We start from the raw sequence: 14541 nt of genomic DNA, 5'->3' as shown, positions 1-14541 counted from the left end.
CGAAAAATCACTAAACTTACTACCTTTGTTGCATGATCGAAAAAAAGACTCTAGATTTTGAAAAAACGGTATTAATAGGTGTTATAACACAACATCAAGATGAAACAAAATCTAAAGAATATTTAGATGAGCTAGAGTTTTTAACCTATACCGCTGGCGGTGAGGTTGTAAAACGATTTACTCAAAAAATTGACACTCCCAACCCTAAAACATTTATCGGCTCTGGTAAAATGGAGGAGGTTGAAGAGTTTGTCGACCAAAACAAAATTGGTTCCGTTATTTTCGATGACGAACTTTCTCCTGCCCAACAAAAGAATATAGAGCGTATATTGCGTTGTAAGATCTTAGATAGAACTAGTTTAATTTTAGACATTTTTGCACAACGAGCGCAAACGCATTATGCTCGTACACAAGTAGAATTAGCACAATATCAATATTTACTTCCTCGCCTTGCTGGATTATGGACGCACCTTGAAAGACAACGTGGTGGTATCGGTATGCGAGGTCCTGGTGAAACAGAAATAGAAACAGATAGACGTATTGTTCGTGATAAGATTGCTTTACTGAAAAAGAAGCTTGTTACAATAGATAGACAAATGGCCGTTCAGCGTGGAAATCGCGGTAAATTGGTGCGTGTTGCATTAGTTGGCTACACCAATGTTGGCAAGTCTACTTTAATGAATGTGGTTAGCAAAAGTGATGTTTTTGCTGAAAATAAGCTCTTTGCTACGCTTGATACTACAGTAAGGAAAGTAGTAATTAAGAATATTCCGTTTTTGTTATCTGACACTGTGGGATTCATTCGAAAATTACCTACGCAACTAGTAGAATCTTTTAAGTCTACACTTGATGAAGTTAGAGAAGCAGATTTGTTGTTACATGTTGTAGATATTTCACATCCTAATTTTGAAGAACATATAGATTCAGTAAGTAAAATTTTAGATGAAATAAAAAGCTTAGATAAACCTACGTTGATGGTTTTTAATAAGATTGATAACTACAAACATGAAATAATTGAAGAGGATGACTTAGTGACTGAAAAAACCAAGGCACATTTTACCTTAAGTGAATGGAAGAAAACCTGGATGGCTGAATTAGATGAAAATTGCATCTTTATTTCTGCACTAAATAAAGAAAATCTAGAGGAGTTCAGGTCTAAAGTTTTTGAAGCAGTAAAACAAATTCATATTACGCGTTTCCCGTATAATGATTTTCTATATCAGGAATATGAATAATTCTTAATCTTGAGGATTATCTTCAATAATCCCTAAGCGTTTAGCGCGTTTTTCCCAATTCTTTCGTGCAAGTTGTTGCATGTCAGAGTCTGTATCACTTTCGTCCATAATTTCAAGACCAAGTAATGTTTCTATAACATCTTCCATGGTTACCAAACCACTTATTGAGCCATATTCATCAACCACTAAAGCTATATGTTCTTTAGCTTTTATAAGTTTTTCAAATAAACTTGGTATTGGAACATTTCGTTCTACCACAAAAATTTCCCGCTTTATTTCTGATAATAATTTTTTGTCATGATCTTCGGCCACCTCTTTAAAAACTTCATCTTTTAATACGTAACCTGTAACATGATCTCTGTTTTCTTGAAAGACTGGTATTCTAGAAAATCTTAGTTCTTTATTCTTATCAAAAAATTCTTTAACCGATTCATCTTCTGGAGCCATTTGTAAAACGGTTCGAGGTGTCATCACGTCTTTGGCTAAAATAGATTTAAAGTTTAATAAATTCTTTATCACCATCGACTCTGATTCTTCAAAAACACCTTCTTCATGAGCAATATCTGCCATAGCGTGAAAATCTTCTCGGCTCAATACACTTCCATGATGTCCTTTTCCACCAATCAACTTTGTGGTGAGTTGTAATAGCCATAAAATTCCTGTCCACTTTAGTGGAAAAATCAACACGTTTAAAGCTTTACTAGTAAAATTGGCTAATTGTTTCCAATAGGTTGCGCCAATGGTTTTAGGAATGATTTCTGAAGCAACTAAGATCAAGATTGTCATAACAGTAGAAACAATACCTACCATAATATCTTCGGTGATATTTATGCCAAAAATTGTTCTTGTTTTTGACCCATATAGTTCTGCATAAGCAACTTTTGCTTGTACTCCAACCAAAATTGCACCAACTGTGTGTGCAATAGTATTTAAAGTAAGAATTGCAATTAATGGTTTGTCTACGTCCTTTTTTAAAGCTTCTAAATTTTCAGCATAAGCTTTACCCTCTTTCTTTTTTACATTAATAAATGTTGGTGTAACGCTCAGCAATACTGCCTCTAAAATTGAACATAAAAAAGAAAAGAAAATAGAAATGCAAGCGTAGAAAATTAGTAAACCCATTAAAGTTTTATTAGGAAGCTAAGTTAACAATTTGATTGTATAAAAAAGAGCTCTCAAAAATGAGAGCTCTTTTTTATATTTTGTAAAACCAATTAGAATGAATAATTCAATCCTAATAACCAATAAGACTGTAAGTCGTTATCTGTATTACTTAAAGTTGGCATTATCTGAGCAGGTACAGCATTGGCGTCAAAATTAGCTAGCGCATTATTAAATGCTTCTTGTTTGTTTCCTCTTAGGCCAAATTCAAACCCTAAACCGATTCCTTTCCAAAAAGTATAGCCAAAAGAGTTGATCCATGTCCAATTAGAATAATCTCCATCTTCATAGCTCATAAATGCAGATAGGTTTGATTTAAAGTTAATGCCTGCTGGTAATTGTCTTGTGTAGTCTGCTAATATCTTAGCGCCTAAAGAAGACTCATACATAGCAGTACCACTACTAAACACAAAATTATAGTTTAATGGGTGAATAGTTACAACTAAATCTTTTGCGGGTGTCCAAGTTGCACCAACACCTAAGTCTAAATATCCAGGATCATTAAAATTATCGATGATTGTACTTCTATATTCAGCCATACCAGAAATAGCCCATTTATCACTTAGTTTACGTCCATATAAAGAGGTTAATGTAAATACATCTGAAGCAGCATCAAAGCTATCACTATCTGCTGGGTTATCTTTATTATCATTCTTTACCCAAGCAATATTAATATTAGTTGAATTTCTCCAGAAATATTTTTCCTGAAGTAAGTTAGCGAACCCATTTACAGTAATACCAATATTACCCGTTGAAGTATTTGGAGTTCCTTTAGAGTACCATTTATCAAAGCTAGCAATGTTTCCACCAATAGTACCAAAAGCACCTAGTTTCCAGCCTGGTAGCGCATCTATTTGAGCTTGAATAGCATCTGCTTTACCTTGTAATTTAGCTATAGAATCTTTTTTAGAAGCTAACTCCATTTTTAATTCTTCTTCTGTTTGCGCAAATGCCGATGTTACCCCAAACATCAATGCAAGTGCAAATACATATTTTTTCATTTTAAAGTTTTAGTTTAATTTTCTGTTGTTAAGCGCAAAAATACATTTTTTTCGTTTTTGACACTTCCAGTTCAAAAAGTCACAAAAAAGTATTATTTCTTATTCTTAAAAAGAGGAACGGTAGAACACGCCTCACCAAACATAATAGACTTTGCAATAGGCTGTAGTTTTGCAATTAATTGAGTAGAAGCTGTAGCTGGAATCGGTTTGTTTGCACAGCCTTTAATAACGATAAATTTATCTTGATATTCTGATACATCTAAGTCATTGATAATATCTTGAAAAATTGTTGTTTCTAATAACTCCAAGTTTCCAACAACTGTTCTTTTTGCAAAAGGTGAAACATAAGTGGTAATTAAAAGATAAGCCCAAGATGGTATGATTGCATCGTTAGAACAAGTTAAAGCAACATAAGAATCTTGGTATTGGCTCCAATTATGATTTTTAACATTTTCACGAAAGTCTTTTTCTCGTAAGATCAATCCTTCATAAAGCCATTGTGAAATATCTAAAAGTACTCGCCTACCTTCAGGATAATAATCCTCAAGGTCTATAGTGATTAATTTACTATTAGCGACTCTATTGATTATTTCTTCAGACACTTATAAAAAACCTAATTCTAATTTTGCTTCTTCACTCATCATATCTTGTGTCCAAGTTGGGTCAAAAGTAATCTCTACTTCCGCATTATCTATTTCAGGCAATACCTTTACTTTCTCTTCAACTTCCACTGGTAATGTTTCTGCAACAGGGCAATTTGGCGAAGTTAAAGTCATTAAAATTTTAGCTTCTTTATTTTCGTTAACAAAAACGTCATAGATTAACCCAAGTTCATATATATCCACAGGAATTTCAGGATCGTAAATCGTCTTTAAAACTCCTACTATTTTATCTCCAACTTCTTGAATTTCTACTTCAGTCATAATCTTTTTTTATTAGTACAAAGATACTACTATTGAGCCAATTTGGTTTGAAAAGCAATAGCATATAACTTCAGCTGCTTTAACATAGAAACCAATCCATTTGCTCGTGTAGGACTTAAATGTTCCTTTAAACCAATCTCATCTATAAAACTAGTATCAGCATCAATAATTTCTTGAGGCTTGTGTTCAGAAAAGACGCGTAATAATAAACCCACTAAGCCTCTTGTTAAAATCGCATCACTATCTGCAGTAAAAACGACTTTATTATCTATCAATTCTCCATGCACCCAAACCTTAGATTGGCATCCTTTTATAATATTATCCTCTGTTTTATATTGCTCATCAATTAACGGAAGAGATTTCCCTAATTCAATCAAATATTCATAGCGACCCATCCAGTCATCAAACATCGAAAACTCATCTACAATTTCTTCCTGTATTTCTTTGATAGTCATTTTTTAAACTTATTTTTGCATCGGTCTATGACCGCATTTTTATAAGAACGGCAAAATTACGTTAAAAAAACAAGAATGGGTAAATTATTAGCTGTAGGTACAGTTGCTTTTGATGCTATTGAAACACCTTTTGGTAAAACAGATAAAATTTTAGGTGGTTCTGCCACTTTCGTGGGATTGGCAGCTTCTCAATTCGGAATTAGAACCGGTATTGTTTCTATTGTTGGTGACGATATGCCTCAAGTATATTTAGATATGCTGAACGAAAGAAATATAGATACATCAGGTATCGAAATTGTTAAAGGTGGTAAAACTTTTTTTTGGAGTGGTCGCTATCATAATGATATGAATTCTCGAGACACCCTAGTTACTGAACTAAATACTTTAGAAGATTTTAATCCTGTTGTGCCTGATGAATTTAAAGATGCACCTGTGGTTATGTTGGGTAATTTACACCCGTTAACACAAAATTCTGTATTAGATCAAATGATCGAGAAACCAAAAATGGTTATTCTTGATACCATGAACTTCTGGATGAATTCTGCTTTAGATGATCTATTAGATGTTATTAAAAGAATTGATGTTATTACTATAAATGATGAAGAGGCTCGTCAGTTAAGTGGTGAATATTCATTGGTAAATGCTGCTAAGAAAATACATAAAATGGGACCTCAATATGTGGTTATAAAAAAAGGAGAACATGGTGCTTTATTGTTTAATGATGGCAATATGTTTTACGCACCTGCCCTGCCATTAGCTGAAGTTTTCGATCCAACTGGGGCTGGAGATACATTTGCTGGTGGGTTTGCAGGTTATATTGCTAAAACAGAAGATATTTCATTTGAAAATATGAAAAACGCCGTTATTTACGGATCTAATCTCGCATCGTTTTGCGTAGAGAAATTCGGAACTGAGCGAATGGTAGATCTATCAAACGAAGAAGTCAAAAAACGCTTGTATGCATTTAAGCAACTAACTCAATTTGAAATTGAATTAAATTAATAACGATCCGCGTCTATAAACGCGGATTTTTTTATACTAAATGAGCGACGCTATTAAGCATGAATGTGGTATTGCACTAGTAAGATTACTAAAACCACTAGATTACTACCAAAAAAAATATGGTACATCTTTCTACGGAATCAATAAGATGTACTTAATGATGGAAAAACAGCATAACCGTGGCCAAGATGGTGCTGGTTTTGCAAGTATAAAATTCGATGTAAGTCCTGGTACTCGATATATTAGTCGGGTACGTTCAAATCAACAGTCTCCTATTCAAGATATTTTTGCACAAATTAATGAACGATTAAATGGTGTTTTAGAAAAACATCCTGATAAAGTAAATGATGTTGATTGGCAATTAGAAAACATGCCATATGTTGGTAATTTATTTTTAGGGCATGTTCGTTATGGTACCTTTGGTAAAAATAGTATAGAAAGTGTTCATCCTTTTCTTCGCCAAAATAACTGGAAACATAAAAATCTTATAGTTGCTGGTAATTTTAATATGACCAATTCGAATGATTTGTTAGACGAATTGATCGAGTTAGGTATGCACCCTAAAGAAAATACCGATACTGTTACTGTAATGGAAAAAATAGGTCATTTTCTTGATGACGAGGTAGCAAATATTTACCAGTCTTGTAAAGAAAAAGGGCTTAACAAAAAAGAAGCTTCTGCTGTTATTGAAGAAGAGTTAGATATTAAAACAATTCTTCAACGCGCATCAAAAAACTGGGACGGTGGTTATGCAATGGTTGGTTTATTTGGACATGGAGATGCTTTTGTGTATCGAGATCCTGCAGGTATTCGCCCGGCCTATTATTATAAAGATGAAGAAGTGGCTGTAGTAGCTTCAGAAAGACCAGTAATACAAACTGTTTTTAATGTTGATTATGAGTCTGTTAAAGAATTAGAACGTGCTCACGCAATTATTGTTAAGAAAAATGGTGCCATTTCTATAGAACAAATCAAAGAGCAATTACCTAAAAAAGCTTGTTCGTTTGAGCGCATTTATTTTTCTCGAGGTAGTGATGCAGAAATTTATGAAGAACGTAAAAATCTAGGTAAATATATTTTCCCTAAAGTTCTAGAGGCTATAGGAAATGATGTCAATAACACGGTATTTTCGTATATACCAAATACCGCAGAAACTTCGTTTTTTGGTATGGCTCAAGCGGCTGATGATTATCTAATTCAGAATAAACTACAGACTATTCTTAAAGGGCAACGCTCTATTTCTGCAGAAAAAGTAACAGAAGTTCTAACTGAGCGTGCACGTATTGAAAAAATTGCCATTAAAGACGCTAAACTAAGAACATTTATTGCCGACGATAACAGTCGCGATGATCTTGTAGCACATGTGTACGATGTTACCTATGGTGTTGTAAAACCTACGGATAATCTCGTAATTATAGATGATAGCATCGTTAGAGGCACAACTCTTAAGAAGAGTATTATTAAAATTCTAGATCGGTTGAATCCTAAAAAGATTGTGGTAGTTTCTTCTGCGCCTCAAATTCGTTATCCCGATTGTTATGGGATAGATATGGCAAGAATAGATAAATTTATTGCTTTTAAAGCTACTCTCGATTTATTAAAAGAAACCGATCAATACCATATTGTTGATGAAGTTTACAAAAAATGTAAAAATCAAGACAATGTGCCAGAAGAAGAGCTAGAAAATTATGTGCGGGCCATTTACAAACCATTTACTGCCGAACAAATTTCTGATAAAATTGCTCAATTATTAAAAACTGAAGAAATAAATGCAGAGATAAAAGTTATTTTTCAATCTATAGAAGGGTTGCATAAGGCCTGCCCTAAAAATTTAGGTGATTGGTATTTTACAGGAAAATATCCTACTATAGGTGGAACAAAGGTTGTAAATAGAGCTTTTATTAATTTTTATGAAGGCAACGAAAAAAGGGCTTATTAATTTTGGCATCTAAATTGATTTATATCTCGTAAATTTTGATTATCATGAAAAAAATTAAGTTACTTTTTATACTTCCAATAGTTGCAATAATGATGAGTTTTTCTCAATGTGATCGCAAAAGTTTCGATAAAAAACCGCCTATAAGTTTTAGTAAATCTTATTTTCAAGACTGGGTAGGTGGTAGACCAGGTTCGAGTGGTACGTTAGTTACTTTAATTACAAATAGTGCTGACAATGCTATGGTTTTCGACTCTATTTACTTTAACAAAAAAGTAGTTAAATTAGAATCTCAAATTAGTGGAGATGAACTTATTCTAACTGGTAACTTTATTCAAAGAAGCCCAAAAGATAGAGATCTTATTTTATCTGGAGATCCTAAGGAAGAATTTGGTAATAAACCTCCTAAAATTGAATCTAAAATCCCTTTTGAACTCAATGATAATGAGGCTATTATAAGTTATTTTTTAAAAGACAAAAAACGTTATTTTAAGCTTTCAGATATCAGTAAAGAAAAGACTTTATATTACCAGTAAAAAATTTGGCACAGCGTTTGATTTCTAGCTAATAGAAACATTAAAACCCTGTGCTTATGAAAGCTTTTAAATTACTATCAGTACTTTTTCTAACCGTTACCTTTTTAAGTTCTTGTGTTGTTGCAATTGAGGATGATTTTATCGATGATAGTTTAACACTTGGGCAATTAGTTACATCTTATGATCTATGGTATGTAGATTTTAATAAAACTACAGGAAACGGTGAAGTGCCTTTTTTATCTAAAGCTTTCACAATTTCATTCGATAACGGACGTCTGTATGCAAACAATAATCTTGTCGGTATTGGCTCTGTTGGTGGAGGTTTAGGTATGCAAATAGGATATTACGATGCTTTTAATGGAGTATTAGAAATCGATCATAGCTTAGATGGATTTGTAGATTTAGAAGTCTCACAATTATCTAGAGATGAAATTAGAATAACAGATACTTTTACTAATACATCTTATTATTTAATAGGATACAACAGAAGCAATTTCGATTTTGATCTTGTGTTCTACGACAACATAGAATATTTCTTGCAAGAGTATGTCGCCTGGGAAAAAACATTTGTTAGTGAAGAAGGTGCTTTAAATGAATTTGATGATGAGAATTTCTTAGAATTTACACCTGGTGCAACAAATACTTTTAGATCATCTAAAGATGAGTTTGGCACGAATATTGAAATAATTAATTGGGATTATGTAGGTGATTATGTAGTGTATGATGTAGAAGGAAGAGACGATCTAAAAATTTTAACATTAGATTATGATTTTTTAGACAATGAAGAGTTCGAATTGAGCGTTATAAACGACGGATTAGTCAGTTTATTTCACCGAGCATCTGGAACGACGTATGAATTTGAAGGTAGAGAAAACATCCTGTTTAAGAAAGGTGGAAAGGCTCAAAAGCCAAGAAACACTAAACGATTTAAAACAAATCGTAAGACAAAGAAAATAGCTGTAAAAGCATAAAGATAAGGTTTGGTTAGTTGATTTTGGTTGATTTATTTCAACCAATGCCGCCTCAGGTTTCTGAGGCGGTTTTTTTGTACATTTATCGAAATTACATCTACTTCTTAAGAATGATTAACAAACGGCTTTTAATTAAAAACTTACTCGCTTTTAATGATGAAAATAGTTTTTATGATAAAAAGCTAAGACTAAATTTTGGTACTAAAGAGGGCAAAGGTAAGTTCTTAAAACATGTCTGTGCACTCTCTAATTCTAACCCAGATAATAACTCATATATTATTGTTGGTGTAGAAGATAAAGGCAGTAAGATTATCGGTGTTGATTTTTTTGATGACAGCAAAATTCAAAATCTTGTAGATGCTTATTTTATAAATCCTCCAAGAATTACTTACGAAAACATTGCTTTCCCTAGATTGTCTAGGCATAAAGTTGTTGGGTTGGTCACCATTTATCCTATTAACAAAATAACTTCTCTTAAAAAAACTGTTTGGAAATATAGTAGAGACACTGTTTTCTTCCGTCAAGGAAGTAATTCTATGCCTGCAGATTCATTTTTTAAACTAAAGAACACAAATAAATCTATAGTTAATGCCATTGAAAAAAATGCTGCTAATAATATTGAACACACCTTGAATGGCGTTTTTGATTTTTTAAATTCACATAGTGATGATCTAAAACCTACTTACAAAGTTTTTAAAGATCAGTTTGTGTTATGTTGGGCGGGGCATCAAAAAAAGATTGATGGCGAAATTTATTATTCGCGTGTAGACATAGAATTGATCAATGAACAGGTACGTTTATTTTACTCGGCTTTAGATGAGGTAAAAATAAAATTTAACAAACAGTCATTTATTATTACAGAGTTTATTCAGCTGGGTATTCAACCAGATTTTAAATATTATCCTCTAGAAAAAACGATTATTAATTTTAAGGATAATGGTATACACGATATTGCAACAGAGTTATTGTTTGAACCGCCAAAGTTTGATCATGTAGTATTAAAACACCTCTACAACAGTAATAATTCAATTGTAGAAAAGTTAAGAAAAGGCTTATCTCTGTCTAAGAATGAAAAGTTAGACCTTCAATATTTACCTACTACCTATCTTATTTGTTCTTTAAATGGCTTTTTAAATGCAAAAAATAAGTTGCTCGAAGCTAAGCCTTACCTTAAAAAACTAAAGGATGAGACGGCTTATATTAAGTTTAAGGAAGTTTTACGTGTATTGCGTAAATTAAAATACAACTAATTATCTAGAGTGCGTACATAGTTTACAACATCCCAGCGTTCGCTTTCTGATAAAATAGGTCCCCATTTAATCATAGCATTACGACCATTAGATATTTTCCAAAAAATTTCTCCATCTGTCTGCTTTTGAACCATCGGTGATGTTAAGTTTTGAGGTTTAGGGCTTAAAGCCTTACCTCCTGCTCCATTTCCTATACCGGTAGGGCCATGACAGATCATACAACGTGTCTTAAATATTCGTTTACCGCGTTTTGCAGACAAATCTTTATCTATACCTATTATGGGGTTTTTAATTGTTTTTGCCTTATCTGGAGCCAACCAACGATCTTGTTGTAGGTTTACACCAATAAACCCAAAAAGCAATAATGAAAGTAATATAATGAGTAATTGTTTCTTCATACTGTTTATTTTATATTAAATATTTGATATTTAACATATTATCGTTCTCTAAAAAACAATTTTCATACCAATTTAGCTGTTAAATATAAAAAACCGCTTCTAAAAAAACGGTTTTTAATTCCTTTTATTCTATTTGTTCTTTAGAACTATCAATAAGTAAAACCTAAATTTTAGGAAAATTCCTATAGAAAATACAGGGTTTTTCCTGTTGACAAGGCGCAACCTTTTCTAGATCTTTGTATCCTAAAATTAGTTGAAAATCATTCAGCTTAAAACATAACCTTGTTTCTCCCATATAGTTTGGCATTGAAATAAGGTTTTTTTCTTTTGGTTTAACATCATTTTCATATAAAAAATAGCCTCAATTGAGGCTATTTTTTAGAATTTTCTATTTGATATCAGATTTTACTTACCTCCATCTAATTCTTCTTGCCAATCAAATAGCTTTTGCCATTTACCTTCGTAAGCTAATCTAGCTTGTTCTGGCCAAGTTCCTGGGTCGTGAATTTTATAATTGTCACCACCGTTATCAAGAACACGTTGGCATGTTTCAACAGCTGCTTCAGATAATTCTTTCCAGGTATTTATTCCGTGGTCATTGAATAATCCTTGAATTTTTGGACCAATACCTTCTACAATTGTAAGATCATTTTCTTTAATTCTTCTACCAAAAACTGCTTTAGCAGCATCCGCATCAAAAGCAATACCTGTAGCAGCAAAAGATGCTAAATTCGACTTACTTGATCTACAAGCTTCTAAATCTGCTTCTAAACTAGCTACTCGTGATCTCCACTCGCTATCATCACCACCTCCTAATAATTTTCCTAATAGATATCCTAATAAAGCTGAAATTAAACCTACTAGCAATGGAATTAATATACACCAATTCATAATTTTATATTTTAAGTTTTATTTTTAGTTAATTGTTATAACAGTTCTTCTGTTTTTAGCTTTGCCTTCTTCTGTATTATTATCAGCAATAGGCTGCGTTTGACCTCTTGATACTGCTTTGATCTTACCTTCTGGAATCGCATTACGGATCAAATAATCTCTTGCAAAATTAGCTCTCTCTTGACCTAACAGCATGTTATTAGATGCGTCTCCTGTATTATCGGTATGCCCAACTACGTTACACGTAGCACCGTCAACTTTGTCTAAGTATCTAGAGATATTTGCAAATTTTTGACGTTGTTCTGTCGATAAAGGTATAGACGCCTCTCCTGTATCGAAATACAATACCAATGGGTTAGCTCTAATTTCATCTCCTAATGCTTTAATTGCATCGTCATCGGTCTTATCACCATCAGCTAAGGTTCTAACATCGTAAGCTAAAGGACCGTAGTAAATATTATTCTCATCTGGTACCAAGCCATCTTTTAAAGCTCCATAAGTATCAATTACTCTTGAAGAAATTCCTTTAGAAACTAAATAATTCTTTACAGCATTTGCTCTTGCTAATCCTAAATTAGGGTAGGCTGAATTATTATCTTCGTTACTGGTGTAATATCCAGTAATTTTTAATCTCTTAAGAGGATTCTCATCTAAATAATCTTTAATTCTTAAAACAGCATTATCAACATCTGCTGAAATCGGTTCTAAAATTTTAAATCTAGAACTATTAAAGTTAAAATTGTCATTAATGTTAAACGATAAGTCACCATTCGCATCCTTAATAAGAAAAGGATTATAAGTGGCTGGTTTAACATCGGTTACTACATTAGTATCTTCATCAATAGTGTTTTTGGTATCGTCTGATGGAAAGCAATGACAGTCGTTACAGAGATAACAATACAATAAAGTTCCAATAATAATGGTAAGCAAAATACCTAATAGGTAGGAAGTTTTTTTACTCATATGATTGATTGTTTTTAGTTTGTTGCCCTTAAGTTACTAAAATTTTAACACTTTATATGTTGTGATGGGTTTTGATAACTAAGGGTCAACTGATTAGACACCTTAAACTAAAAAAGTCACATCGGTTGATGTGACTTTTATCTAAGTTGAGTATAATCTAATCTTATAAATCGAACTTTATACCTTGTGCTAAAGGTAAATCAGCTGTGTAATTAATAGTATTAGTCTGACGCCTCATGTATATTTTCCATGCATCTGACCCCGATTCACGTCCGCCACCAGTTTCTTTTTCACCCCCAAAAGCACCGCCAATTTCTGCGCCTGAAGTACCAATGTTTACATTTGCTATACCACAATCTGAACCAGCATGTGATAAAAATCTTTCTGCTTCACGTAAATTATTAGTCATAATTGCAGAAGATAATCCTTGAGCTACACCATTTTGAACATCAATAGCATTCTCAACATTTCCTGAATATTTTAATAAATATAAAACTGGCGCAAATGTTTCGTGTTGTACAATTTCAAAAGAATTATCTGCCTCAGCTATAGCTGGTTTTACGTAGCAGCCACTTTCATAGCCTTCTCCTTCTAGCACACCGCCTTCAACTACAACATTTCCTCCTTCTTCAACTACTTTATCCAACGCATATTCGTACATTTTTACTGCATCTTTATCAATTAATGGTCCAACATGATTGTTTTCGTCTAGCGGATTACCGATTCTTAATTGTTTATAAGCATCAACAACAGCTTCTTTTACTTTATCGTAAATAGAATCGTGAATTATTAAACGACGCGTAGAAGTACAACGCTGACCGCAAGTTCCTACTGCGCCAAATACAGCTCCAATTACTGTCATTTTTATATCTGCATCTGGTGTTACTATAATTGCATTATTACCGCCTAATTCTAATAAGGATTTTCCTAAACGTTCACCAACAGTTTTTGCAACAATTTTACCCATTCTAGTAGAGCCTGTTGCAGATATTAAAGGAATGCGCTTATCTGTAGTCATATATTCACCAACTTTATAGTCACCGTTTATTAAACAGGAAATACCTTCTGGTAAATTATTGTCTTTAAAAACTGTAGCAGCAATATTCTGACATGCCACACCACATAATGGTGCTTTTTCAGACGGTTTCCAGATACAAACGTCGCCACAGATCCAAGCGAGAGCAGTATTCCAAGCCCAAACCGCTACTGGAAAATTAAAAGCAGAAATTATACCTACAACACCAAGTGGATGATACTGTTCATACATTCTGTGTCCTGGTCTTTCTGAATGCATTGTTAAACCATGTAGTTGACGCGATAATCCAACAGCGAAATCGCAGATATCTATCATTTCTTGAACTTCACCTAAACCTTCTTGGTAGCTCTTACCCATTTCATAAGAAACTAGTTTGCCCAATGGCTCTTTTAGTTCACGAAGTTTATCGCCAAACTGACGCACTATTTCTCCTCGTTGTGGTGCAGGCATCGTTCTCCAGGTTTTAAAAGCTGTTGTAGCTGCTTCCATAACTTTGTCATAATCCTCTCTAGTCGTTGATGTTACTTTTCCTATTAATTGTCCATCTACTGGTGAGTAAGATTCAATCAATTCGCCATTTGAAAACCAATTCGATCCTGTCGAAGTACCTTCATTAACATCAGAAACACCTAATTGTTTTAATGCTTCTTTTATTCCGAAATCAGTTGCAACTGCTTCCATATATTTATATTTATAAGGTTATTAATTTTTATGAAGCGAAAGTACAAATATTAATACCCTTTTTAAAACAAAATAGCCGAACTTTAAAAAGTTCGGCTATTT

15 protein-coding genes are annotated in these 14541 nt (G+C 33.0%); 6 read left to right on the top strand and 9 right to left on the bottom strand.

Features of this window, described 5'->3' with window-relative positions:
* Nucleotides 1–32: 32 nt before the first annotated feature.
* Nucleotides 33–1235, top strand: a complete 1203-nt coding sequence (gene hflX / locus AC3IF2_RS12180; RefSeq protein ID WP_489167658.1) for a GTPase HflX — start codon at nt 33–35, stop codon at nt 1233–1235.
* A gap of 3 nt (nt 1236–1238) precedes the next feature.
* Here the strand turns inward: hflX and AC3IF2_RS12175 are convergent, their stop codons facing one another.
* The 5 genes from AC3IF2_RS12175 to AC3IF2_RS12155 form a co-directional block, all read right to left on the bottom strand.
* Nucleotides 1239–2357, bottom strand: coding sequence for a CNNM domain-containing protein (locus tag AC3IF2_RS12175; RefSeq protein ID WP_489167656.1), 1119 nt, complete (start codon nt 2355–2357; stop codon nt 1239–1241).
* Between the two features lie 92 nt (nt 2358–2449).
* A complete protein-coding gene (locus AC3IF2_RS12170; RefSeq protein WP_489167655.1) occupies nt 2450–3397 on the bottom strand; it encodes a DUF3078 domain-containing protein in 948 nt (315 codons plus the stop codon).
* Between the two features lie 92 nt (nt 3398–3489).
* Nucleotides 3490–3999: a DUF2480 family protein gene (locus AC3IF2_RS12165; RefSeq protein WP_489167653.1), complete on the bottom strand. Its 510-nt coding sequence runs from the start codon at nt 3997–3999 to the stop codon at nt 3490–3492.
* The gene (locus AC3IF2_RS12160) at nt 4000–4320 is read right to left on the bottom strand and encodes an iron-sulfur cluster assembly protein (RefSeq protein ID WP_489167652.1); all 321 of its coding nucleotides are present in this window, start codon (nt 4318–4320) and stop codon (nt 4000–4002) included.
* Between the two features lie 29 nt (nt 4321–4349).
* Nucleotides 4350–4775, bottom strand: coding sequence for a SufE family protein (locus AC3IF2_RS12155; protein WP_489167651.1), 426 nt, complete (start codon nt 4773–4775; stop codon nt 4350–4352).
* A 75-nt stretch (nt 4776–4850) separates the two neighbouring features.
* On the opposite strand from AC3IF2_RS12155, the gene AC3IF2_RS12150 reads away from it, so the two are divergent.
* The 5 genes from AC3IF2_RS12150 to AC3IF2_RS12130 all read left to right on the top strand — a co-directional run bounded on the left by AC3IF2_RS12150 (nt 4851) and on the right by AC3IF2_RS12130 (nt 10470).
* Nucleotides 4851–5777 carry a PfkB family carbohydrate kinase gene (locus AC3IF2_RS12150; RefSeq protein ID WP_489167649.1) on the top strand — a complete coding sequence of 309 codons (927 nt, stop codon included), beginning with the start codon at nt 4851–4853 and terminating at the stop codon, nt 5775–5777.
* A gap of 40 nt (nt 5778–5817) precedes the next feature.
* A complete protein-coding gene (locus AC3IF2_RS12145; RefSeq protein ID WP_489167648.1) occupies nt 5818–7716 on the top strand; it encodes an amidophosphoribosyltransferase in 1899 nt (632 codons plus the stop codon).
* 44 nt (nt 7717–7760) lie between these two features.
* The gene (locus AC3IF2_RS12140) at nt 7761–8249 is read left to right on the top strand and encodes a hypothetical protein (RefSeq protein ID WP_489167647.1); all 489 of its coding nucleotides are present in this window, start codon (nt 7761–7763) and stop codon (nt 8247–8249) included.
* 56 nt (nt 8250–8305) lie between these two features.
* A complete protein-coding gene (locus AC3IF2_RS12135; protein WP_489167646.1) occupies nt 8306–9220 on the top strand; it encodes a hypothetical protein in 915 nt (304 codons plus the stop codon).
* A gap of 110 nt (nt 9221–9330) precedes the next feature.
* On the top strand, nt 9331–10470 hold the full coding sequence (locus AC3IF2_RS12130; protein WP_489167645.1) for an ATP-binding protein: 1140 nt from the start codon (nt 9331–9333) through the stop codon (nt 10468–10470).
* Here AC3IF2_RS12130 and AC3IF2_RS12125 read toward each other — a convergent pair.
* The 4 genes from AC3IF2_RS12125 to amaB all read right to left on the bottom strand — a co-directional run bounded on the left by AC3IF2_RS12125 (nt 10467) and on the right by amaB (nt 14439).
* Nucleotides 10467–10868 carry a c-type cytochrome gene (locus AC3IF2_RS12125; protein WP_489167643.1) on the bottom strand — a complete coding sequence of 134 codons (402 nt, stop codon included), beginning with the start codon at nt 10866–10868 and terminating at the stop codon, nt 10467–10469. The genes AC3IF2_RS12130 and AC3IF2_RS12125 overlap by 4 nt on opposite strands.
* Before the next feature lie 405 nt (nt 10869–11273).
* Nucleotides 11274–11759 carry a hypothetical protein gene (locus AC3IF2_RS12120; protein WP_489167641.1) on the bottom strand — a complete coding sequence of 162 codons (486 nt, stop codon included), beginning with the start codon at nt 11757–11759 and terminating at the stop codon, nt 11274–11276.
* Between the two features lie 24 nt (nt 11760–11783).
* Nucleotides 11784–12722: an OmpA family protein gene (locus AC3IF2_RS12115; RefSeq protein WP_489167639.1), complete on the bottom strand. Its 939-nt coding sequence runs from the start codon at nt 12720–12722 to the stop codon at nt 11784–11786.
* A gap of 163 nt (nt 12723–12885) precedes the next feature.
* Complete coding sequence (gene amaB, locus AC3IF2_RS12110; protein WP_489167637.1) at nt 12886–14439, bottom strand: L-piperidine-6-carboxylate dehydrogenase; 1554 nt, start codon at nt 14437–14439, stop codon at nt 12886–12888.
* Between the last annotated feature and the right edge of the window lie 102 nt (nt 14440–14541).

This window comes from Maritimimonas rapanae (genome assembly GCF_057837205.1).
This window is presented reverse-complemented; position numbering and strand designations above follow the sequence as displayed.

What these genes read in the sequence shown, in the direction of transcription:
- AC3IF2_RS12115 (WP_489167639.1), bottom strand. Translation starts at nt 12,722, where the DNA reads ATGAGTAAAAAAACTTCCTACCTATTAGGTATTTTGCTTACCATTATT.
- AC3IF2_RS12170 (WP_489167655.1), bottom strand. Translation starts at nt 3,397, where the DNA reads ATGAAAAAATATGTATTTGCACTTGCATTGATGTTTGGGGTAACATCG.
- hflX (WP_489167658.1), top strand. Translation starts at nt 33, where the DNA reads ATGATCGAAAAAAAGACTCTAGATTTTGAAAAAACGGTATTAATAGGT.
- AC3IF2_RS12160 (WP_489167652.1), bottom strand. Translation starts at nt 4,320, where the DNA reads ATGACTGAAGTAGAAATTCAAGAAGTTGGAGATAAAATAGTAGGAGTT.
- AC3IF2_RS12130 (WP_489167645.1), top strand. Translation starts at nt 9,331, where the DNA reads ATGATTAACAAACGGCTTTTAATTAAAAACTTACTCGCTTTTAATGAT.
- AC3IF2_RS12125 (WP_489167643.1), bottom strand. Translation starts at nt 10,868, where the DNA reads ATGAAGAAACAATTACTCATTATATTACTTTCATTATTGCTTTTTGGG.
- AC3IF2_RS12140 (WP_489167647.1), top strand. Translation starts at nt 7,761, where the DNA reads ATGAAAAAAATTAAGTTACTTTTTATACTTCCAATAGTTGCAATAATG.
- AC3IF2_RS12150 (WP_489167649.1), top strand. Translation starts at nt 4,851, where the DNA reads ATGGGTAAATTATTAGCTGTAGGTACAGTTGCTTTTGATGCTATTGAA.
- amaB (WP_489167637.1), bottom strand. Translation starts at nt 14,439, where the DNA reads ATGGAAGCAGTTGCAACTGATTTCGGAATAAAAGAAGCATTAAAACAA.
- AC3IF2_RS12135 (WP_489167646.1), top strand. Translation starts at nt 8,306, where the DNA reads ATGAAAGCTTTTAAATTACTATCAGTACTTTTTCTAACCGTTACCTTT.
- AC3IF2_RS12145 (WP_489167648.1), top strand. Translation starts at nt 5,818, where the DNA reads ATGAGCGACGCTATTAAGCATGAATGTGGTATTGCACTAGTAAGATTA.
- AC3IF2_RS12120 (WP_489167641.1), bottom strand. Translation starts at nt 11,759, where the DNA reads ATGAATTGGTGTATATTAATTCCATTGCTAGTAGGTTTAATTTCAGCT.
- AC3IF2_RS12155 (WP_489167651.1), bottom strand. Translation starts at nt 4,775, where the DNA reads ATGACTATCAAAGAAATACAGGAAGAAATTGTAGATGAGTTTTCGATG.
- AC3IF2_RS12175 (WP_489167656.1), bottom strand. Translation starts at nt 2,357, where the DNA reads ATGGGTTTACTAATTTTCTACGCTTGCATTTCTATTTTCTTTTCTTTT.